This window comes from Nitratireductor kimnyeongensis (assembly GCF_019891395.1).
GTDB lineage: Bacteria > Pseudomonadota > Alphaproteobacteria > Rhizobiales > Rhizobiaceae > Nitratireductor > Nitratireductor kimnyeongensis.
Genome location: NZ_CP078143.1, coordinates 33,448 through 52,191 on the forward strand (window position 1 = coordinate 33,448; position 18,744 = coordinate 52,191).

An 18,744-nucleotide genomic window follows, 5' to 3' on the forward strand; every position below is an offset into this window, starting at 1 on the left:
AGCTTGTCGCTCGCTGCGATTCTCCGGCAACCCGCCGGTTGGACACGATGGCTCGACCTTTCGCACCAGGATTTCAGATTCCTCCGGATCTTCTTCTCCGCGCCTACGCCACCGGGGTCTTCCCGATGGCCGAAAGCGCGGATGATCCGGAGGTTTTCTGGGTGCGGCCAGAGACCCGTGGCATCATCCCACTGGATGCATTTCACGTTCCCAAAAGTCTCGCAAAGCGCTTGCGCCGCCATCCTTTTCGCATTGCGTTCGACACGGACTTTGACGGCGTCATTGAAGGCTGCGCGGAAGCCCGGCGTGACAGCGATGAAACGTGGATCAATGCTCCGATCCGCGAAGCTTACGGCCTGTTGTTCGAAAACGGGCATTGCCACACCGTGGAAGCATGGACGGATGAGGGGTTGGTCGGCGGCCTTTACGGCGTAACGCTGGGGCGCGCATTCTTTGGCGAGAGCATGTTCTCGCGCTGCACCGACGCGTCAAAGATATGCCTAGCTCATCTTGTGGAGCGCCTGCGCGCGCAGGGCTTCATGCTCCTCGACACGCAATTCACCACACCGCATCTGAAACAGTTTGGTGCGATTGATGTGCCCAGAGCCCGCTACGAGCAGCTCTTGCAGGAGGCCCTGCAGAGTGGTGAAGCCCGGTTCAATCCGTAACGGAAGGCCAAATTAGTTGGTTTCTGGCGGAGGGACGTCAGTGTCTTCCTTGCAGCCCTTGAGCCAGACGTCATAGACCGCATGCTCGACAGCGTTCAGTCCAGGGCTCTCGGCAAGCATCCAGCCTGTGAAGATGCGTCGAATCTCCCGGTCCAGGGTGATTTCATCCACTTCCACAAACGCGTCCGTGCGTGGCTCTTCGGTTTCCTCGGAAGTGTAACAAACCCGTGGTGTGACCTGCAGGGCGCCGAACTGAACCGTCTCGTCCATGTAAACGTCAAAAGAGATGATTCGCCCGGTGATCTTGTCGATGCCGGTAAATTCGGCAACCGGATGCTTGATCCGGGCGGCCTGAACTGGCGCAGTCGCCAACATCGCCAGACCCAATGCCATAAGCAGCCCGAAACCGGCGTTCTTCTTCTGGCCTGACTTCATATGGCTCTACACCCGTCTTGTTCGCTTGTAAGCTCTCGCGACCGGGCGGAATCGCCCAGTACCCTGTAAAGCTTACGACTAGAGCATCGAACCGAAAAGTAGAATCCGGTCCTCGGATCGTTCCGATGCTCCATCAATGGTTTAGATCTTCCTTGTACGTCCGGATGGACGCAAGGCAATCTAGTGCGCAATTGTGGCGAGATCAGCGACCAGCTTCAGCCGCCCGGCGTCCATGCATCATAATCGCCAGTCACGCGCGGGCGATCCGCCGCAGTGGCGATCGAGCCTTTCGGACGGTAGGCCGCGGGAGACCCGGTCAGATTGGGTAGATGCGGTTTTTGCCATTCGCGCGGCGTGTAATTCTCATCGACCGGCGCGACATCAACACGATGGTGCAGCCAGCCGTGCCAGCCGGGAGGAACGAGCGAAGCATCGGAAATGCCATTATAGATCACCCAGCGACGCGTGCGCCCCTCGGAATCCTTCCCGCCTTCATAATACGTATTGCCGAACTCATCTTCACCGACACGCGTGCCCTTGCGCCACGTGTGGAAGCGCGTGCCCAGCGTCTGGCCGTTCCACCAGGTAAAAAACTGAAGCAGAAACTTCTTCATGGTGTCCTCAAGTCGCTCGCTGTCGTCACGGATGGCTCGTGGTAGGCGTTATGGCGTCCGCTGCGCTGGAAGGCAAGACCTCCAGTCCATGCTTCAGAGTCATTTCAGCTTCATCTTGAAGCCGACATGGCTTTTGGCAAAGCCGAGCCGCTCGTAAAAGCCATGGGCGCGTTCGCGCACCGCATTGGACATAAGCTGTACCAGCCGCGTATCGGCCGTCTTCGCAGCTTCAATGGCGTGGTTGATCATCAACGCACCTATTCCTCGACCGCGCATGTCTTTCCGCGTCTGCACGGCCTCGATCTGAAAGCTCGTGCCACCGCGTCCCGGAATGCCCGGAATGAGCGTTGTCTGAAAAGTCCCAACCACAGCCCCGTCGAGTTCGGCCACGTAGAGCGTGTCATTCGGGCTATCGCTAATGCGCTCGAATGCCGCGAGATAGGCCTCTGCAGCATCGGGGTCGGTTGTGTCACCGTGACCACCCACTGCATCCGCAGCAAAGAGTGCAACGATGGCCTCCACATCACGCCTTTCGGCGATACGAATCAACAGCCCTTCGGTACCCGCATCGATGCCTGTCACCATCAAAGCCCCCGGCGATAGATGAGCGCCGGCAACTCGAAGCCTGCGCCGCCGCAATCACTGCTTCGCTCAGCCGTCTCAAACCCCAGACGCGCATAAAAGGCTCTTGCCTTGCTGTTCGCCTCTTCAACCTCGAGCGTGATTTCACGCGCTTCCGGGAAGCATTGAGCAATCTCGGTGAAAAGCGCCATTCCGATGCCTTTCCCCTGGCACTCAGGATGCACATAGAGTTGATAGAGACGGATTTCCTTGCCGTCATTCCCGGCCACTGCAAACGCCATCCCACCGATCCGCCGGCCACTGTCTGCCACAACGAATTCCGAGTGAGGGCGTTTCAGACGCGCGCTTAGTGCATCGAGAGAGTGCCAGCTGTCGGTGATCTCCACGACACGCTCGCGCCCATAGATGGGATCATAGGTGTCATGCCACGTCTCCACGAGAAGCGCACGCACGGCTGGCAAGTCGCGCTCCCCTGCCGTTCGCACGAAAAAATCCATGCCGCTATCAGGCATCGATCCCGAGCTTCTCCTTGACGAGTGCATTGACGGCCTGCGGATTGGCCTTGCCGCCCGTGGCCTTCATCACCTGCCCGACGAACCAGCCGGCAAGCGTCGGCTTGGCCTTGGCCTGTTCGACCTTGTCGGGATTAGCGGCGATGACATCATCCACGGCCTTTTCGATCGCGCCGGTATCAGTCACCTGTTTCATGCCACGTTCTTCAACGATGACACGCGGATCGCCGCCCTCAGTGAAAACGATCTCAAACAGGTCCTTGGCAATCTTGCCGGAAATCGTGCCGTCCTTGATCAGGTCGATGATGGCGCCAAGCTGGTCGGGTGTAACGCGTGTGTCCTCGATCCCCTGCCCGGCCTTGTTCAACGCACCCAGAAGATCATTGATGACCCAGTTGGCTGCAGCCTTGCCGTCGCGGCCTTCGGCAACCTTCTCAAAAAAGTCCGCCGTGGCCTTTTCTGCAATGAGCACGGATGCGTCATATTCCGAAAGGCCAAATGTCTCGATGAATCGTGCCTTCTTTTCATCGGGAAGTTCCGTGAGATCGGCAGCCAGCGCATCCACGTAAGCCTGATCGAACTCCAAGGGTACCAGATCCGGATCAGGGAAATAGCGATAGTCATGCGCCTCTTCCTTGGAACGCATGGAACGGGTCTCGCCCTTGGCGGGATCGAATAGACGCGTCTCCTGATCAATGGTGCCGCCATCTTCAAGAATGGCGATCTGGCGCCGTGCCTCCGATTCGATGGCCTGCCCCACGAAACGCACCGAATTCACGTTCTTGATCTCACAACGCGTGCCAAACTCGCCCCCCGGACGTCGTACGGAGACATTCACGTCGGCACGCATGGAACCTTCGTCCATGTTCCCGTCACAGGTGCCCAGATAGCGCAGGATGGTGCGCAACTTGGTCAGGAATGCTTTGGCCTCGTCCGCTGAGCGTATGTCGGGCTTGGAGACAATTTCCATGAGCGCAACACCGGAGCGGTTGAGGTCCACATAGGACATGGTTGGATGCTGGTCATGCATCGACTTGCCGGCGTCCTGTTCCAGATGGAGACGCTCAATACCGACCTCTATTTCCTCGAACGAGCCATCCTTGGCCGGGCCGACGGAAACCGTTACCTTCCCCTCGCCGACGATTGGCTGCTTGAACTGTGAGATCTGGTAGCCCTGAGGCAGGTCCGGGTAAAAATAGTTCTTGCGGTCGAATACCGAACGCAGGTTGATCTGCGCCTTGAGACCCAAGCCGGTGCGGACTGCCTGCTTCACGCACACTTCGTTGATCACCGGAAGCATGCCGGGCATGGCCGCATCAACGAGGGAAACATTGGCATTGGGTTCAGCGCCGAAAGCGGTGGACGCGCCGGAGAAGAGCTTTGCTTCAGAGGTAACCTGCGCATGGATTTCCATGCCGACGATGATTTCCCAGTCGCCAGTGGCTCCGGAGATAAATCGCTTGGGGTCGGGCGTGCGCGTATCGATGATTGTCATGGGTTCACGGTGCCGTGCGGTCGGATGGTTCTATGTTGGATGCGCATTCGCTAGACCAAACACTCCCGCGTGGCAAGCCAACCGCTTTATTCCTGCCAAAGTTTGCAGTATGAAAGCCGTGAACCAACGGAGTTTTTATGTCCATCAGCCTTGAGGCCCGGTGAGGCCCCGAACCTGAACAAACACAGGATCGGGGCGAGAAAACCTTGAAACCCCGTGTCATCGCGAGATGGCGCGACGTTGTTTTGTGGCCAGTTGGCCACTGGTTTTTTCCCAGGACTTCAAGAGATGGACATTTCCCGCGCAGAACAGCGCATCCTGCATATATTGGCGCAGGGCGGTCGCATAGATATTGAAAAAGATGACCGCGGCCAGATAATTGAACTGAACTGCATCACCCGCGATGGCTGGTACTTCCCCGGCCTCGACGTGGGCATATTCAGAAAAATCAAACGCAAACGGGCAATTCAGTCGCGCAATGGCGGCCCCTACCGCATCACAAGGCGTGGACTGAAGCTGGTTCGCTCACAAGGCGACAATCGCTAAACTGGACGAGGCTGCCGAAAGGCAGCCTCTCTTTCTTCAGGCTGTGGCGATATAGCTGCGGATGTCCTCGGCCTCACGCTCCACATCCTCAATCCGCTTTTTGACCACGTCTCCAATAGAAATGATGCCGGCAATCTTGCCGTTTTCCTCGACTGGCAGGTGCCGGAAACGTCCCGCAGTCATGATCTGCATGACCTCGTTGATGGTGTTCTGTTCATGACAGCGCTGCACCTTCGATGTCATGACTTTTGAGATTGGTTGTTCAAGCGCGCCGGCACCGTCCCTGCCAATGACACGCACAATGTCGCGCTCCGACAATATGCCGGCAATCCGATCATCGGCCTCGGTCACCACAACCGCACCGATGCGGCGATCCGACAGAAGCTTTGCTGCGTCCGCGAGCTTCATGTCCGGGGCGATCGTGACGACATTGCGCCCTTTGGCATCCAGAATGGCCTTCACCGTCATGGCAATCTCCTTCTCCTCGCAACAAGCCAATGTTGCGCCGAGCAAGACCGCTTGGCAAGTGTCGCTATACCGTACAGAGCTCGGCAAGCTGAACGATCTAGTGCCTGGCGATGTGACCTGGTTCGAATGCCCGTATGCCGAAAAACCCCAACAGAAAGCCGCCTATATGGGCCTCCCATGCGATCTGCGGCCCATTGACCGCGGTCCCGCTGAATAGGCCGGTCACGAGATTGGCGGCCATCCAAACACCCAGAAAAACCAGCACCATTCGCGACCTCAAAACCACCGATACTGGCAGAACCGGGCCGGTGAATGCGGGTTTCTGCGCCCGGCGATCAACCCGAAAGGTAAACCGGGCAGCAGCTCCCATCATCGCCGAAATCGATCCGGAAGCTCCGACGAGCGGTACCATCGATGAAGGGTAAAGAGCAAAGTGAAACGCCACCGCGGCCAAAGCCCCCGCTACCCAGAAACACAGAAACCTGAGTGTGCCGATTCGATTGGCAAGTGGGGAGCCGAACGCGGCAAGCCAGACCATGTTCACCAGCAGATGTCCCCAACTCCCATGCAGGAACGAATAGGTAACTGGACTCGTCAGGGCATAGACATCCAGGGCTACGGGCCCCGTGTAGCGGAAGGGAAGGAATGCGAAGTGGAGCATCAGCCAAATCTGCTGATCGAAGTTAAGCCACAACGCTTCCATCGTGTAGATGGCGATGCACAGAAGGCCGAGGCCAGTTACCACGGGCGCCAGATTGAACACCGGTTCGCGTCCGCCATCACTTTGATGCGGCATGGTGTCGTTTCGCGCAGAAAGCTCCGCGCGGTGATCTTCTTCTTTATCCATGATTTTGCCTAACAGACCTGTCTGAAGGAAAAAAGCCGTTCAGGTCAAACAACCTGAACGGCTTTGCCGAGCCCCCCTGCCGGTTCTTATTCTATTCAGATTCCGGTCCTGCCCGTATTTCCCCGTGATGATTCGTCCTTGCTGTCTCCGAAACCCTGCCAGCTTCGGCGAGAGCCTACAAATGAAACTCTTTTTTAACCTTAACAAAACCGTGAGGTGCACAACCCCGACCGCTTTGGCACGCAACCTGCAACCCATCCACATGTCGCTATTGAAAATGCCCGCACCTGTCCGCCTATGAGACAGGCCCGGGCCGAAAGTAAGGAGCCAAGAGGCATGAGACATGATGGTTCGGTAACGTTGTTCCAATATTGGAACAGGTTGCGAGGCAATCGTCCGGCCCCCAGGCGCACGGAAGTTGAACCTGCAGAGATCAAAACCCTGCTGGCTGACACGTTCATTCTTGAAAAGGATGCGCGGGGTGAAGCTGTCTTCCGCCTCGCCGGCACCAGATTGTGTGCCACATTTGGAAAAGAGCTGAAGGGTCTGTCCTTCGCGTCTTTGTGGACCGGCCGGGACCAGACGGTCGTGGGCAAACTCGCCCGCAGTGTCTTCGACATGAAATCCGTCGTCATTCTCACTTTCGACGGGAAAAACAAGGCCGGCGACAGGGCTTCCTTCGAGCTATTGATGCTGCCTTTGGAAGGCGGAATGGAAAGCCCTCGTGCCATGGGGTCCCTTTTGGCCTGCGAAAAACCCTTTTGGCTGGGCGCGGAGGTCCTCATTGACTGCGAAGTGACGTCCCTGCGGCTCATCGACGCCGATCGCGAGCCGGTGCTTCTTAAAAACCGGCCTGCGGTTGAGGTCCCCCCGCTGGTCCCCGAAAAACGCTCCATTACGGACAGCCTGATCGAACCTGGACAGGGAAGACGCTTCCGCCATCTGGTGGTTTTCGACGGGGGTCGCAACGCGTAGTTGCCTCTTACCGCTTGTTAACCGCTTGGGCGTAACATTGCGCTGCTAATTTAGGGCAGCAAGAACCGCCAGAGCGAAGAGCGCATACCACCATGTCAGCGGCGATAAACCGGTCCAATCTGGACGATGAGCGACGCAGTTTTCAGCGCGTGAAAGTGTCGATCTACGGCCGTTTTATGCTGGAGGACCGTAGCGAGCACGCCTGCCGGGTGACCGATATGTCGCCCGGTGACGTCTGCCTTATCGCCCAACGGTCCGGACGTCAGGGCGAGCGCGTCATTGCCTATCTCGATCATGTCGGTCGCATTGAAGGCGAGATCATCCGCGTCAACGGCGACGGGTTCGCCATGACGGTGGTCGCTTCAGAACGCAAACGCGACAAGCTTGCAGCCCAGCTCACATGGCTGGCCAACAAGCACGAGTTGGATCTGCCCGAAGATCGCCGCCACGAGCGCATCGCGCCGCGCAACCCGATCAGCGTCCTGCGTCTGCCGGACGGTCGCGAATACCGTTGCCGGATTATCGACCTTTCGCTCTCCGGCGCGGCCGTTGAGAGCGAAGTTCGCCCCGAGCGCGGAACGCAGGTTCATATTGGCACAATGCGTGGCCAGGTGGTCCGTCATTTCGACGACGGCGTCGCGATCGAATTCGCCAGCATACAAGACCGTCAGGCTCTGGAAGCAGAATTCTCCTTCCCAGCAGACGCCTGATCTTGCGCCGCACCGAAGCGTGCGTTCGCATCTTCGCGCTTCCCGGCGATGATGTCTGAAATCTCGCGTGCAAATGGTATCCCATAAACTTCTCGCAGAGCGAAGTGAGAGCGGTGAAGGCCTCATCTGATCGGAGAAGGTGCGTATCCGACACGGGTTCTGTGCCCACTCCCCGCATCCTGATGAGGCATTGGCGCAAAAGTCATGCGCTCTCACAGCGCGCCGCTCCGAAGATGACCGGAGCCTACTGCGCCATCCGATATCTGCCTACGCCGTAGATGACGCTCGTTCCCAGGGCACCAAACGCTTTCACCGCCTCGCACGTCTCAGCGCAACACGGCAGTCGTTGAACTGATTAAAATTTTAAACAAATTTTCTTCAAATAAAAATCAAAATCTATTCTTATTAGATCCAAATACAAATCGAATTTAGCGCGATTTATACTGTGCAATTTTGCTTGGAATAAATTCCCCTCTGTCATTGTCACCTCAAACGGGGAGACAAGACAATGGGGCTTTCAAAAGGCGCACGGCTCATCGCCGCAGCAGCAATAGCGATCGGAGCGCTTGGCACGAGCGCGTTCGCTGCACCCAGCTTCATGAAAGTTGGCGGACTGACCAGTCAACCGATCGGGCATTATGAATTGTGCCAACGCGAGACGGAGGAGTGCCGCCAGACCACGGCACGTCCGCGTCCGGTGAAACTCACGCGCAAGCTCTGGCAGGCCATGATCGACGTCAACAATGCGGTCAACTCAACGGTCATGCCGCGTACGGACATGGAAATGTGGGGCATAGAAGAATACTGGTCCTATCCGCAAGCTAATGGCGATTGCGAAGATTACGTGCTGGAGAAACGCCGGCGCCTCATCCAGGCCGGTGTTCCAGCCGGCAATCTCCTGATTACGGTTGTGCGTCAGCCCAATGGCGATGGTCATGCGGTGCTCACGGTCGTCACCAGCATGGGGGACTATATTCTGGACAATCTGGAAGCACGTGTTTCCGTCTGGACCGATACGGATTACACTTACCTGAAACGGCAGTCAGCGTCTCATTCCGGCAAATGGGTGACCATCAATGATGGACGATCCATAGCTGTCGGCAGCGTCGCTTCGAGCCGCTGATACATCTTATAATCGTGGGCGCCATGGACGGAACGCGCCCATGACAGGCTGACATCCAACGGACTCTCCTGCATTTGTGACCTCCACGCAGGCGGGTCCGTCTTGGGACACCCGGTCGAGTCCCCACCTCCCCGTCCCCAACGACCGGGTTCAGGAGCCGGCCCACCCCATGGGTCGGCTCCGCCTTTTCTCCTCAGGTCAGGCGGGATTCAGATCTTTCAAGAAGCGCTTTGCATTTTCAACATAATGAGTCGATGACCATTGAAGGCCGCGTATGGCCTCATCATCGAGTTCTCTCACCACTTTCGAAGGCGCCCCCACCACAAGCGAATTGTCCGGGATTTTCTTGTTTTCAGTCACCAGAGCCCCGGCGCCCACCAGACAATTTTTGCCGATTTCCGCTCCGTTCAGGACGATTGCGCCCATCCCGATCAGGCTGTTCTCGCCAATCCTGCAACCGTGCAGTATCGCCCTGTGTCCAATGGTACAGCCACGTCCGATGATGAGCGGAAAACCCATATCCGTATGCAGCACCGAATGCTCCTGGATGTTGGTGTTCTCCCCGATCTCGATGGGCTCGTTGTCACCACGCAGCACCGCACCAAACCATATGCCGGCGTTGCGGCCAAGGCGCACGCGGCCGATGACCGATGCATCCGGTGCGATCCAGTTGGTTTCCCTGTCCTCGAAAATCGGGCTTTCGCCCGCCAATGCGTAAATCGGCATAGTTCACTCCAGTTCAATGAACGAGCACTGTGCAACATCCAACTGCAAATCAGAATACGGTGAGCGGATAAATCCCGTCCTGCAACCCTGAGGGCATCCCGCAAGCTACCGTTACAATCTCTTTACCATGTCCAGCCAAGGCTCCATTGTTGTTCAGAGGTTTGATGCTGATTCTTCCCCGTACGGAAGACACTTTCGAGGGCACGATACTGGCGACCGGCGAAACCACAGGAGATCCCCGCGCGGGGACGGATTCACGCAGGAACCGTTTTGCGTTCCGCGTTTTTCAACTCTGCCTGCTTGTTCTCGCGCTCTCAGTCGGCCTCCTCGCCTTCGGTCACTGGTATGGGGCTTCCCTGTCCGATGCGGGACACACCACGTCGGATCGGCTTCGAGAAATCGTCATCCGAAACAACGTGCTGACAGTTCCCGAAAACGCGATACGCTTCAAAAGCGCGCGCATGGACGGCGTAACCTTGCGTCTTGACCTTTATCTGTCCTGGCCCGAACTCGAAGGTTATACATCCGAACGACGAGACGACTTCAACCATGTCGACGGCACCCGCGTAATCATATTCCTCACTTTCGAGGAGCAGGTCATGTCTCGAGATATGAGCAGTCGATTGGAGCCAGTTTATCGGCAGATCATCGAAGCCCGCTCTGTTGCGGGGCCAAACAATGTCCGCTTCCACCGTTTCAAGAAGGAGTCGGGTTTTGCGGGAGAAGTCCTGGCGATCGCTGAGGCTGAAGATGCCGCTCAGCCCTTCGTGGCCCGATGCTTGACGGGGACCGCCGCAAAAGAGGCTTTGGCACCCTGCGAACGTGATATCGCTATAGGAAACAGTCTTAGCTTGACCTATCGCTTCCCAGCCTCGTTGCTCGGCGAATGGCAGGTTCTGGATCAGGCTGTAAGGCGGAAGGCGTCTCGCCTTCTCAACACGCCCGGCTAAAACCGGAAACTCCCCCTTGATCTCTCGGGCAAGAAAAAGGCCCGCACGCCGGAGCGTACAGACCTGCGTGTTTGAAATCGTGGCCGGATATCACAGATCGATATCAAGAATGGCCATCGAGAAGTTGTAGGAGAGTTCTCCCTCGTCCTCGTCCTTGAAGATGATTCCGAGGAACTCGTCTCCAAGGTAGAGCTCGCAGGAATCGTCCTTGCGCGGACGTGCCTTCACGCTCAAAGCGGGATTGTTGAAGGTGCGTTTGAAATACGCTTCCAGCTTTCTGATTTCCTCGGGATTCAAGAGACATCTCCAGTACAGTGGCGGCGCAGCTAAGAACATCCAGCGAGACGCTCTGATGCGCGGCTTCAAATTTCGTGCAGTGACGCCATCTAACCCGCTGGGCGGGCCGGCGGCAATGCTGCGGTCGCGCGCTTCTGGCATGAGCCCGCCGCCACTGTAAACCCTTAAACCGGAATTTCACCCGGAAACCCCTTGCGGATCAAAGGCGTCCTCCTCAGGAGGAGAGGCAAGCCTCAATCTCCCTCGGCGCTTTATTCAAGATAAAAAAGCTCTCCGGGAGCTTTAGAAAGTCGTTCAGGCCCCACCATGAACGATCTGATCCATGGAGCGGGAAGGTTCGCTGCAGCCGGATTCGCCGACCACTTTGGCAGGGACGCCTGCAACCGTCTTTGCGGAGGGCACCGCATTCAAAACCACGGATCCAGCCGCCACCCGAGCACAATGACCGACTTCGATATTGCCGAGAATTTTCGCGCCGGCACCAATGAGCACGCCACGGCGAATTTTCGGATGCCGGTCACCGGTTTCCTTGCCGGTGCCGCCGAGTGTTACGCCATGCAGAAGAGAAACATCGTCCTCGACCACAGCCGTCTCGCCGATCACGATCCCCGTCGCATGGTCAATGAAAATCCCCTTGCCCATGCGCGCAGCCGGATTGATGTCGGTCTGAAAAGCGGCGGAGGAGCGGCTTTGCAGGTATAGAGCGAAATCACGACGCCCTTCGTGCCACAGCCAATGTGCCAGGCGGTGAGTCTGGATGGCGTGAAAGCCCTTGAAGTACAAAACCGGCATCAGAAACCGGTCGCAGGCCGGATCCCGGTCGTAATACGCCTGAATGTCAACACGCATAGCCGTTCGCCATTCAGGCTGCGCACTCAACATGGCATGGAAGGTTTGACGGATCAGGTCTGCGCCCATATCCGGATGATCGAGCCGCTCTGCCACCCGGTGTATGACAGCGTTCTCAAGGTCATCGTGATTGAGAATCGTCGCATAGAGAAACGCTGCGAGCAGCGGATCGTTGGCAACGGCAGCCTCCGCCTCCTCGCGCACCGCATACCAGATCGGATCAACGGGTTGCGGTGTGCTTTTCCCGGAACTGCGTTGGCGAATGGCGTTGTGTGCGTTCATTGGATTTCTCCACCCGGGGCAACCGACGTCTCTCCCAATCTGTGAAGGACGCTCAATTTCATCATTTCCCACATCAGTGCGGTTTTCACCTGGCAACACTGCCAGAAAACTCACAAAAGACATAAGCTTGCCTTGCACGCCAACATACGTCAGAAGCCGGGGTAGTTGAACCGCAAAAATCCGTGAGCATAGATACAGGAAAATTGATGCATGAGTGTGCTAGCGCATTCCAGTGAGCCGGCCCTGCGTGTTTCCTGCGCAGATGGTGTGGCCACCATCCTCCTCTCCCGACCTGAGAAGATGAATGCGGTTTCTCAGGCAATGTGGCACGATTTGATCAAGGCTATCGAGGAGCTTGAAGCTGAGGCAACGGTACGCGCCGTCATATTTCGGGGCGCTGGCGATAATTTCTGTGCAGGCGCGGACATCGCAGAGTTCGATACCGTACGTCGGAACGCGGAAACGGCGCGAGTCTATGAAGGTTTGAATGCGAAAGCATTCGCCACCATCCGCAACACGCGCCTGCCCACCATCGCGGCGATTTCCGGTGTATGTTTTGGAGGAGGCTTCGGTCTGGCAGCCGCTTGCGACCTGCGCATTTCAACACCCGATGCGCTCTTTGCCGTTCCCGCAGCACGCCTCGGCCTCGCCTATCCGGTCGAGGCCATGGGAGACATTGTTGCAACGACCGGTGCACAGATGGCGCGCTACCTCACATTCACCGGTGCGCGGATCAATGCGGCCAGGGCAAAAGATTGCGGATTTCTGCTTGAAATCGTTCCGACCGACGTCCTCATCAGCAGAGCTGATGACATTGCAGCGATGCTCGCCGACAACGCCCCCTTATCCATTCATGCATCCAAGGCATCGATTGCAGCGGCCCTGACTTGCCGCCCAGAAGAAATGGCACATGCCCAGGAATTGGGTGACATCACCTTCGAAAGCGCGGATTATGCGGAGGGTCGTGCGGCATTTCGCGAACGCCGTCCTGCACGTTTTGAGGGACGTTGAGCGCTCAGGCGGCCTTGTCACGGCCCAGAAACTTCAAAATTTCCGCCGCGAACACGTCATTTCGGTCGCCCGCAACCATGTGCCCGGCATCGCCGACATCCACATAGGATGCTGCTGGAGCGAGACTGACAAACTCCCGGGCGTGAGCTTCCTGCACCAGTTCGGAACGCATCCCACGGACGAGAAGAACGGGAAGATGCAGTTGCGGCAAACCCGCAATGAGCTCCTGCATCAGCGCCTCGGCGCCTGAATTGATGTTCGCCGAACCTTTGATAAAGGCCGGATCCCAATGCCAGCGATAGCGGCCGTCTTCATCTTGCCGCAAGTTCTTGCGCAACCCTGCCAGCGAGCGGCGGGGCGTACGATGCGGAAGATAAGCCGCTATAGCGTCAGCCGCTTCTTCGAGGGATGCAAATCCCTCTTCCATCCGCTCGCCCATGAAACCTTGAATTTTGTTCACGCCAGCCGGATCAAGACGCGGCGTGATATCAACGAGCACCAGCGCATCCAACAGCGGGCCTTCCCGCATTTCGGCCGTCAGCGAGGCGAGCCCTCCGAGCGATGCTCCAACGGCCACAGGCCGCGCGTGAAAGCGCTCTTGAACCTGGCGGAAAATCGCCGCGGCATCCGCACCGTAATGGTGAAAGCCATAATGCCCGCTCTCCACCCAGGCGCTTTCGCCGTGGCCGCGCTGGTCGACAACGATTGCGCGCATTCCACGGCCAGCCACATCCCGCGCCGTGGCATCCCATGCATGACGGGTCTGCCCGCCCCCGTGCAGGAACACGACAGGTTGGCCACCCCCATCCCAGATGTCGCCGGTCAGACGATTGTCTTCCGAACCGAAAAATGAAATCGCCTTACGTTCGATCAAGAGGGTGCTCCTCGAGAAAAGCCAGCGCCCGCGCCTTAAAAGTTCGATCACCCACTGCCAGCATATGGTCCCTTCTCTCAATGGCAAACGCGGTGCCATTCGGCAACAGATCTGCCAGGCCTTCTGGCGAACCCGCTATGTCATCGCGGGTTCCCACGGCAACGAGCGTCGGGGCTGTAATCCTGGCTGCATCCTGAGCAGTCAAAAGCTCGCGCGACGTCGCTATGCACGCAGCCAACGCCTTCCGGTCACTCTTGGTTTGGTCAGCAAACTTGCGGAACATCTGCCCGCGTTCAGACACGATTGTATCGGGATCGCTGACCAACAGCGCCTCAGCAATCTCATCCCACTCGCCGACTCCCTCGATCATCCCCAACCCCAGTCCCCCGAGGATTAAGGTAGCGACCTTCTCGGGGTGTGCCAGAGCCAAGAATGCGGAAATGCGAGCTCCCATCGAGTACCCCATTACGTGGGCCTTCGCGATGTCGAGATGATCAAGCAGTGCCGCTGCATCGCTGGCCATTTTTTGCGGCGTGTAATCACTCCCGTCATGGCTTTTGGACGAGCGCCCATGACCCCGATTGTCGAGTGCGATTACACGAAAACCCGCATCACGCAGGGTTTTCACCCAGCCGGGCGCGACCCAGTTCACATAATGTGTGGAAGCAAAACCGTGTATCAGAAGAATTGGATCGCCCTGCCCTTCATCTATGAAGGAGAGGTCGAACCCGTCATGGTTGAAAGATTGCATGTCCTGGAAAACGCCGTTGCTGACTATTGTGCGCCGGCAGTCTCAATCCGCGGATGTCGCAGACGATCACCGACCTCGATACCCATCTTCTGCGCGGTTCCGGCAAGCAGTTCAAGTACGAATTGGGATTCTACATTGGGTGATATCGATGCGGTGGAGAACGGAGTACCTGGTGCGATCGCCCGGACTTCTCCATCCGCGCTTATGAAAAGAAGATCAAGCGACAACGGCGTGTTCTGCATCCAGAACCCCTGTCTGCTCTCCTCTGGGAAGACAAAAAGCATCCCTCGATCGACCGGCATGGATTGACGGAACATCAAGCCTCGCTGACGCTCCGCCGGCTCATCGGCAATCTCGATATTGAAAGCGACTTCCCCAGCCGATGTCAAAACCACCAAAGGGTCAGGGTCGACTGGCAAGCGCATTGCAGAGGTCTGACCAAAACCGGTGTTGATCGCGATCAGCAGAAACACCGCCATAAGACCGAACGAACGGATGCAAAATTGCAGGCGTGAAAGGAAACTCGGCATTCTCAGCACTCTCCAGGGCGCAGGTTACAAGCGCTAATGCGTGGGAGGAGGTGTGCCGTTATCCGGATAAATTTCGGCGACCATGAGGCCTTTTTCGCCTCGGCCGAAACGGACAATAACCACTTGCCCAGGCCTCAGTTCCGTCAGACCGTAACGGCGAAGCGTCTCCATATGGACAAAAATGTCCTCGGTGCCCTCACCCCGCGTCAGGAAACCGAAACCTTTGGTGCGGTTGAACCATTTGACGAGTGCCCGCTCCAGCCCGCTTTCCGCGACCACCGAAACATGGGTTCGCGGCGCCTGATCCTCGCTGGGATGGATCGCCGTTGAAAGGTCGATGGAGACCACCTTGAATGCCTGAAGGCCCTTGTCGCCCTGGCGAGCAAGGCACTCTATCCTCGCCCCCTCCAGAGCTGTCTGGAACCCATCCTTGCGCAGGCAGGTTACGTGAAGTAGCACATCGCCATGCTCTTCATCGTCAGGGAGGATAAAGCCATAGCCCTTCGCCACGTCGAACCATTTGATGGCGCCGGAAATCTCTACCAGTTCTCCGGCTTCCGCAACGTCATCCGCCTTGGGCGCCGTATCGCCAGCCTCGTACCTCTTGGTTGTCGAGGACTTGTCGTCCATCCCATCAAGCCTTTTTTCAAGTCCGCCCGACTCACTGTGTGTATCAAAGATAGCATTGGCGCTTTGTGGCATAGCAAGACCCAGTTTCTGATTTTCAACAGCAGGTGAAATCAGCCGGATTTGAGAGACTTCAGCGAAACGGCACAACCGGTTAACGTGCAACATTGCCGAATAGCACGGGTAGGACACCCGTACCGTATACGTAAACCAGCAAGCGAGAGACAACATGCGTTATCTGCACACTATGGTCCGTGTAAAAGACATTGATGAATCGCTCGATTTCTACTGCAACAAGCTCGGACTAACCGAAGTTCGCCGCTCGGAGAACGAAAAAGGACGCTATACCCTGGTCTTTCTCGCCGCCCCTGCGGATCAAGGCCGCGCCAAAGAGGAACAGGCCCCGCTTGTCGAGCTTACCTATAACTGGGACCCGGAACGCTACGAAGGCGGCCGGAATTTCGGTCACCTCGCTTATGAGGTCGATGACATTTACGCTCTTTGCGACCGGTTGATGAAGGCCGGTATCACAATAAACCGCCCCCCTCGCGATGGTCGTATGGCGTTTGTCCGTTCCCCAGACGGGATCTCCATCGAGCTTCTTCAGAAGGGCGGTGCCAAGGAACCGGCCGAGCCTTGGGCCTCCATGGAAAACACCGGAAGCTGGTAAAATCTGCAAACGCGCCGTGCGTCATGTGGGGCGCACGGCGTATTTGCCTGTCGTTGACACCGTGCTAACACCACTGACACCGTTGATCGATCGCCTTGGGGGAGACAAGCATGAAAGAGGTTCTTCTCGAGCTGGAACGCCGTCGTGCCGCCGCACGCGAGGGTGGCGGCCAGCGGCGCATTGATGCCCAGCATGCCAAAGGCAAACTGACCGCGCGCGAACGCATCGAGATCTTTCTGGACGAAGGTTCGTTCGAAGAATTCGACATGTTTGTCGAGCATCGATCCACCGATTTCGGCATGGAGAAAACCCGCATTTCTGGCGATGGCGTTGTGACGGGCTGGGGCACGGTCAATGGGCGGACAGTTTTCGTTTTCGCCAAGGATTTCACCGTGTTCGGCGGATCTCTTTCCGAAGCTCACGCCGAAAAGGTGGTGAAGGTCCAGGAGATGGCGCTAAAAAACCGTGCACCTATTATCGGCTTCTACGATGCTGGTGGCGCGCGTATTCAGGAGGGTGTGGCCGCGCTTGGTGGCTACGCCGAAATTTTTCAGCGCAATGTGCTCGCCTCCGGAGTCATTCCCCAGATATCCGTGATCATGGGCCCCTGCGCGGGCGGCGATGTCTACTCCCCCGCCATGACCGACTTCATCTTCATGGTCCGCGACACATCATACATGTTTGTCACCGGTCCGGACGTGGTCAAAACTGTGACCAACGAAACCGTGACAGCGGAAGAACTCGGCGGAGCGTCCGTTCACACCGTCAAGTCTTCGATCGCCGATGGCGCCTATGACAACGACGTTGAAGCACTGCTGCAGATGCGGCGTCTGATAGACTTTCTACCAACCTCTAACACCGCAGACCTGCCGGAGCTCGAGTCCTTCCAGTCTGTGTCCGACCCCGACTATTCTCTTGATCGGCTGGTCCCGGACAACGCCAACAAGCCTTACGACATCCGGGAACTGATCCTGAAAACCTGCGATGAAGCGGACTTCTTTGAAATCCAGGCGTCCTTCGCCAAGAATATCGTCACGGGCTTTGGTCGTGTGGAAGGGCGCACAGTGGGTTTCGTGGCCAACCAACCCATGGTGTTGGCGGGCGTTCTGGATTCGGATGCCTCCAGAAAAGCGGCCCGATTCGTTCGCTTCTGCGATTGTTTCAACATCCCGATCGTAACCTATGTGGATGTGCCCGGTTTCCTGCCGGGCACCGCGCAGGAATATGGTGGTCTGATCAAACATGGTGCAAAACTGCTCTTTGCCTATGCCGAAGCCACCGTCCCGAAGATCACCCTCATAACGCGCAAAGCGTTCGGAGGCGCCTATGACGTGATGGCCTCCAAACATCTTCGCGGAGACATCAACTACGCCTGGCCCTCCGCCCAGATTGCCGTGATGGGCGCCAAGGGAGCGGTGGAAATCATTTTCCGCAAAGATATCGATGACCCCGAAAAGATCGCAGCCCACACGAAAATGTATGAGGACCGCTTCCTTTCCCCGTTCGTCGCAGCAGAGCGCGGTTATGTGGACGAGGTGATCATGCCACATTCCACACGGATGCGCATTGCGCGCGCTTTACGGATGCTGCGCAACAAGGACCTCAAAAACCCTTGGAAAAAGCACGACAACATCCCGCTCTGAGGTTTTTTGCCCTGCACCACCGGGCCCATGATCCGTCAGAAACTGCGCGGCGGCACGAACAGGCAGATGGTGCGGCCATCCTTCTTGCCAGCCACGGAACACCAATGAAACACGCCATCAGGCGAATTGCGCACACGTTTGTCGGTGTAGGGAAGAACTTCGCCGGTCACTTTGACCACGTAGCCCTCAGGCCCCTCCTCGATGGCTGCGTTCGACACCTGCCGGCAATCCTGATCGGAACAACACGCATAGGGATACCGCCACCCGCTCTGCGCCTCATGCGCGACAGCCTCCGTCCAGGATGAAGTTAGAACCCCCATCACGAGAGCACCACTGCAAGCCAGATGAAACTTGGAAAAGCCAGAGTAGATCATACTCATCTCCTCGAGACTCCTCCCGCTATCAGTCTCCCCCTCATCCATTAACGAAACTTTAACCATCCAATTCGCAATTGCCTCAAAGCTGACGGATGACAAAGGCAGCACTTCAATCGCCCGCAGTTCGGTAGGGATTGCGGCAAGTTTGACGTCCCTGGTCGTTGACAATTCAGATCTGCCGG

Annotated in this window: 24 protein-coding genes; 9 read left to right on the top strand and 15 right to left on the bottom strand. The window is 57.3% G+C overall.

Features of this window, described 5'->3' with window-relative positions:
- Positions 1 to 47 precede the first annotated feature (47 nt).
- On the top strand, positions 48 to 668 hold the full coding sequence (gene aat / locus KW403_RS00150; RefSeq protein WP_223020795.1) for a leucyl/phenylalanyl-tRNA--protein transferase: 621 nt from the start codon (positions 48 to 50) through the stop codon (positions 666 to 668).
- Between the two features lie 12 nt (positions 669 to 680).
- On the opposite strand, the gene KW403_RS00155 is transcribed toward aat, so the two are convergent.
- From KW403_RS00155 to gatB, 5 genes are all read right to left on the bottom strand, one after another.
- Positions 681 to 1,061 (bottom strand): DUF2155 domain-containing protein, encoded by a 381-nt coding sequence (locus KW403_RS00155; RefSeq protein WP_246637983.1) that lies wholly within the window; start codon positions 1,059 to 1,061, stop codon positions 681 to 683.
- 257 nt (positions 1,062 to 1,318) lie between these two features.
- A complete protein-coding gene (locus tag KW403_RS00160) occupies positions 1,319 to 1,717 on the bottom strand; it encodes an NADH:ubiquinone oxidoreductase subunit NDUFA12 (protein WP_223020797.1) in 399 nt (132 codons plus the stop codon).
- 99 nt (positions 1,718 to 1,816) lie between these two features.
- A complete protein-coding gene (locus KW403_RS00165; RefSeq protein ID WP_223020798.1) occupies positions 1,817 to 2,302 on the bottom strand; it encodes a GNAT family N-acetyltransferase in 486 nt (161 codons plus the stop codon).
- The gene (locus KW403_RS00170) at positions 2,302 to 2,796 is read right to left on the bottom strand and encodes a GNAT family N-acetyltransferase (protein ID WP_246637831.1); all 495 of its coding nucleotides are present in this window, start codon (positions 2,794 to 2,796) and stop codon (positions 2,302 to 2,304) included. Before KW403_RS00170 ends, KW403_RS00165 begins: the two co-directional genes overlap by 1 nt.
- Positions 2,797 to 2,803: 7 nt before the next feature.
- Positions 2,804 to 4,306 (bottom strand): Asp-tRNA(Asn)/Glu-tRNA(Gln) amidotransferase subunit GatB, encoded by a 1,503-nt coding sequence (gene gatB, locus KW403_RS00175; protein WP_223020800.1) that lies wholly within the window; start codon positions 4,304 to 4,306, stop codon positions 2,804 to 2,806.
- A 288-nt stretch (positions 4,307 to 4,594) separates the two neighbouring features.
- Here gatB and KW403_RS00180 point away from each other — a divergent pair, with 288 nt between their 5' ends.
- Positions 4,595 to 4,852, top strand: coding sequence for a YjhX family toxin (locus KW403_RS00180; protein WP_223020801.1), 258 nt, complete (start codon positions 4,595 to 4,597; stop codon positions 4,850 to 4,852).
- 36 nt (positions 4,853 to 4,888) lie between these two features.
- Here KW403_RS00180 and KW403_RS00185 read toward each other — a convergent pair whose 3' ends face one another.
- Positions 4,889 to 5,320 carry a CBS domain-containing protein gene (locus KW403_RS00185; RefSeq protein ID WP_223020802.1) on the bottom strand — a complete coding sequence of 144 codons (432 nt, stop codon included), beginning with the start codon at positions 5,318 to 5,320 and terminating at the stop codon, positions 4,889 to 4,891.
- A gap of 97 nt (positions 5,321 to 5,417) precedes the next feature.
- Positions 5,418 to 6,167, bottom strand: coding sequence for a rhomboid family intramembrane serine protease (locus KW403_RS00190; protein WP_223020803.1), 750 nt, complete (start codon positions 6,165 to 6,167; stop codon positions 5,418 to 5,420).
- A 336-nt stretch (positions 6,168 to 6,503) separates the two neighbouring features.
- On the opposite strand from KW403_RS00190, the gene KW403_RS00195 reads away from it, so the two are divergent.
- From KW403_RS00195 to KW403_RS00205, 3 genes are all read left to right on the top strand, one after another.
- Positions 6,504 to 7,142 carry a PAS domain-containing protein gene (locus tag KW403_RS00195; RefSeq protein ID WP_223020804.1) on the top strand — a complete coding sequence of 213 codons (639 nt, stop codon included), beginning with the start codon at positions 6,504 to 6,506 and terminating at the stop codon, positions 7,140 to 7,142.
- A 92-nt stretch (positions 7,143 to 7,234) separates the two neighbouring features.
- Positions 7,235 to 7,852, top strand: a complete 618-nt coding sequence (locus KW403_RS00200) for a PilZ domain-containing protein (protein WP_223020805.1) — start codon at positions 7,235 to 7,237, stop codon at positions 7,850 to 7,852.
- A gap of 508 nt (positions 7,853 to 8,360) precedes the next feature.
- Entirely contained in the window at positions 8,361 to 8,975 is a 615-nt protein-coding gene (locus tag KW403_RS00205) for a transglutaminase-like cysteine peptidase (protein ID WP_223020806.1), read from the top strand.
- Positions 8,976 to 9,173: 198 nt separating this feature from the next.
- On the opposite strand, the gene KW403_RS00210 is transcribed toward KW403_RS00205, so the two are convergent.
- Positions 9,174 to 9,701 carry a gamma carbonic anhydrase family protein gene (locus tag KW403_RS00210; protein ID WP_223020807.1) on the bottom strand — a complete coding sequence of 176 codons (528 nt, stop codon included), beginning with the start codon at positions 9,699 to 9,701 and terminating at the stop codon, positions 9,174 to 9,176.
- A 164-nt stretch (positions 9,702 to 9,865) separates the two neighbouring features.
- Here KW403_RS00210 and KW403_RS00215 point away from each other — a divergent pair, with 164 nt between their 5' ends.
- Positions 9,866 to 10,651, top strand: a complete 786-nt coding sequence (locus tag KW403_RS00215) for a hypothetical protein (RefSeq protein WP_223020808.1) — start codon at positions 9,866 to 9,868, stop codon at positions 10,649 to 10,651.
- A 90-nt stretch (positions 10,652 to 10,741) separates the two neighbouring features.
- Here the strand turns inward: KW403_RS00215 and KW403_RS00220 are convergent, their stop codons facing one another.
- Both KW403_RS00220 and cysE read right to left on the bottom strand, forming a co-directional pair.
- Positions 10,742 to 10,948: a DUF3126 family protein gene (locus tag KW403_RS00220; protein WP_007008028.1), complete on the bottom strand. Its 207-nt coding sequence runs from the start codon at positions 10,946 to 10,948 to the stop codon at positions 10,742 to 10,744.
- A gap of 294 nt (positions 10,949 to 11,242) precedes the next feature.
- Positions 11,243 to 12,079, bottom strand: a complete 837-nt coding sequence (cysE, locus tag KW403_RS00225) for a serine O-acetyltransferase (RefSeq protein WP_223020809.1) — start codon at positions 12,077 to 12,079, stop codon at positions 11,243 to 11,245.
- A 210-nt stretch (positions 12,080 to 12,289) separates the two neighbouring features.
- On the opposite strand from cysE, the gene KW403_RS00230 reads away from it, so the two are divergent.
- Positions 12,290 to 13,090 carry an enoyl-CoA hydratase/isomerase family protein gene (locus tag KW403_RS00230; protein ID WP_223020810.1) on the top strand — a complete coding sequence of 267 codons (801 nt, stop codon included), beginning with the start codon at positions 12,290 to 12,292 and terminating at the stop codon, positions 13,088 to 13,090.
- Positions 13,091 to 13,094: 4 nt separating this feature from the next.
- On the opposite strand, the gene KW403_RS00235 is transcribed toward KW403_RS00230, so the two are convergent.
- Genes KW403_RS00235 through KW403_RS00250 form a run of 4 tightly spaced genes read right to left on the bottom strand, consistent with a single transcriptional unit; the run spans position 13,095 to position 15,875 of the window.
- Positions 13,095 to 13,964 (bottom strand): alpha/beta fold hydrolase, encoded by an 870-nt coding sequence (locus tag KW403_RS00235; RefSeq protein ID WP_223020811.1) that lies wholly within the window; start codon positions 13,962 to 13,964, stop codon positions 13,095 to 13,097.
- Complete coding sequence (locus KW403_RS00240; RefSeq protein ID WP_223020812.1) at positions 13,951 to 14,715, bottom strand: alpha/beta fold hydrolase; 765 nt, start codon at positions 14,713 to 14,715, stop codon at positions 13,951 to 13,953. Before KW403_RS00240 ends, KW403_RS00235 begins: the two co-directional genes overlap by 14 nt.
- Positions 14,716 to 14,738: 23 nt before the next feature.
- Positions 14,739 to 15,245, bottom strand: coding sequence for a DUF192 domain-containing protein (locus KW403_RS00245; RefSeq protein ID WP_343224041.1), 507 nt, complete (start codon positions 15,243 to 15,245; stop codon positions 14,739 to 14,741).
- Positions 15,246 to 15,278: 33 nt separating this feature from the next.
- Complete coding sequence (locus KW403_RS00250; protein ID WP_246637832.1) at positions 15,279 to 15,875, bottom strand: cold-shock protein; 597 nt, start codon at positions 15,873 to 15,875, stop codon at positions 15,279 to 15,281.
- A gap of 226 nt (positions 15,876 to 16,101) precedes the next feature.
- On the opposite strand from KW403_RS00250, the gene gloA reads away from it, so the two are divergent.
- Both gloA and KW403_RS00260 read left to right on the top strand, forming a co-directional pair.
- A complete protein-coding gene (gene gloA / locus KW403_RS00255; protein ID WP_223020813.1) occupies positions 16,102 to 16,542 on the top strand; it encodes a lactoylglutathione lyase in 441 nt (146 codons plus the stop codon).
- Positions 16,543 to 16,652: 110 nt separating this feature from the next.
- Complete coding sequence (locus tag KW403_RS00260; protein ID WP_223020814.1) at positions 16,653 to 18,185, top strand: acyl-CoA carboxylase subunit beta; 1,533 nt, start codon at positions 16,653 to 16,655, stop codon at positions 18,183 to 18,185.
- 35 nt (positions 18,186 to 18,220) lie between these two features.
- On the opposite strand, the gene KW403_RS00265 is transcribed toward KW403_RS00260, so the two are convergent.
- Entirely contained in the window at positions 18,221 to 18,505 is a 285-nt protein-coding gene (locus tag KW403_RS00265) for a hypothetical protein (RefSeq protein WP_223022366.1), read from the bottom strand.
- Between the last annotated feature and the right edge of the window lie 239 nt (positions 18,506 to 18,744).

What these genes read in the sequence shown, in the direction of transcription:
- KW403_RS00260 (WP_223020814.1), top strand. Translation starts at nt 16,653, where the DNA reads ATGAAAGAGGTTCTTCTCGAGCTGGAACGCCGTCGTGCCGCCGCACGC.
- KW403_RS00185 (WP_223020802.1), bottom strand. Translation starts at nt 5,320, where the DNA reads ATGACGGTGAAGGCCATTCTGGATGCCAAAGGGCGCAATGTCGTCACG.
- KW403_RS00230 (WP_223020810.1), top strand. Translation starts at nt 12,290, where the DNA reads ATGAGTGTGCTAGCGCATTCCAGTGAGCCGGCCCTGCGTGTTTCCTGC.
- KW403_RS00165 (WP_223020798.1), bottom strand. Translation starts at nt 2,302, where the DNA reads ATGGTGACAGGCATCGATGCGGGTACCGAAGGGCTGTTGATTCGTATC.
- gloA (WP_223020813.1), top strand. Translation starts at nt 16,102, where the DNA reads ATGCGTTATCTGCACACTATGGTCCGTGTAAAAGACATTGATGAATCG.
- KW403_RS00205 (WP_223020806.1), top strand. Translation starts at nt 8,361, where the DNA reads ATGGGGCTTTCAAAAGGCGCACGGCTCATCGCCGCAGCAGCAATAGCG.
- aat (WP_223020795.1), top strand. Translation starts at nt 48, where the DNA reads ATGGCTCGACCTTTCGCACCAGGATTTCAGATTCCTCCGGATCTTCTT.
- cysE (WP_223020809.1), bottom strand. Translation starts at nt 12,079, where the DNA reads ATGAACGCACACAACGCCATTCGCCAACGCAGTTCCGGGAAAAGCACA.
- KW403_RS00240 (WP_223020812.1), bottom strand. Translation starts at nt 14,715, where the DNA reads ATGCAATCTTTCAACCATGACGGGTTCGACCTCTCCTTCATAGATGAA.
- KW403_RS00200 (WP_223020805.1), top strand. Translation starts at nt 7,235, where the DNA reads ATGTCAGCGGCGATAAACCGGTCCAATCTGGACGATGAGCGACGCAGT.
- KW403_RS00155 (WP_246637983.1), bottom strand. Translation starts at nt 1,061, where the DNA reads ATGGCATTGGGTCTGGCGATGTTGGCGACTGCGCCAGTTCAGGCCGCC.
- KW403_RS00245 (WP_343224041.1), bottom strand. Translation starts at nt 15,245, where the DNA reads ATGCCGAGTTTCCTTTCACGCCTGCAATTTTGCATCCGTTCGTTCGGT.
- gatB (WP_223020800.1), bottom strand. Translation starts at nt 4,306, where the DNA reads ATGACAATCATCGATACGCGCACGCCCGACCCCAAGCGATTTATCTCC.
- KW403_RS00265 (WP_223022366.1), bottom strand. Translation starts at nt 18,505, where the DNA reads ATGGGGGTTCTAACTTCATCCTGGACGGAGGCTGTCGCGCATGAGGCG.
- KW403_RS00170 (WP_246637831.1), bottom strand. Translation starts at nt 2,796, where the DNA reads ATGGATTTTTTCGTGCGAACGGCAGGGGAGCGCGACTTGCCAGCCGTG.
- KW403_RS00190 (WP_223020803.1), bottom strand. Translation starts at nt 6,167, where the DNA reads ATGGATAAAGAAGAAGATCACCGCGCGGAGCTTTCTGCGCGAAACGAC.
- KW403_RS00180 (WP_223020801.1), top strand. Translation starts at nt 4,595, where the DNA reads ATGGACATTTCCCGCGCAGAACAGCGCATCCTGCATATATTGGCGCAG.
- KW403_RS00215 (WP_223020808.1), top strand. Translation starts at nt 9,866, where the DNA reads ATGCTGATTCTTCCCCGTACGGAAGACACTTTCGAGGGCACGATACTG.
- KW403_RS00250 (WP_246637832.1), bottom strand. Translation starts at nt 15,875, where the DNA reads ATGGACGACAAGTCCTCGACAACCAAGAGGTACGAGGCTGGCGATACG.
- KW403_RS00160 (WP_223020797.1), bottom strand. Translation starts at nt 1,717, where the DNA reads ATGAAGAAGTTTCTGCTTCAGTTTTTTACCTGGTGGAACGGCCAGACG.
- KW403_RS00210 (WP_223020807.1), bottom strand. Translation starts at nt 9,701, where the DNA reads ATGCCGATTTACGCATTGGCGGGCGAAAGCCCGATTTTCGAGGACAGG.
- KW403_RS00195 (WP_223020804.1), top strand. Translation starts at nt 6,504, where the DNA reads ATGAGACATGATGGTTCGGTAACGTTGTTCCAATATTGGAACAGGTTG.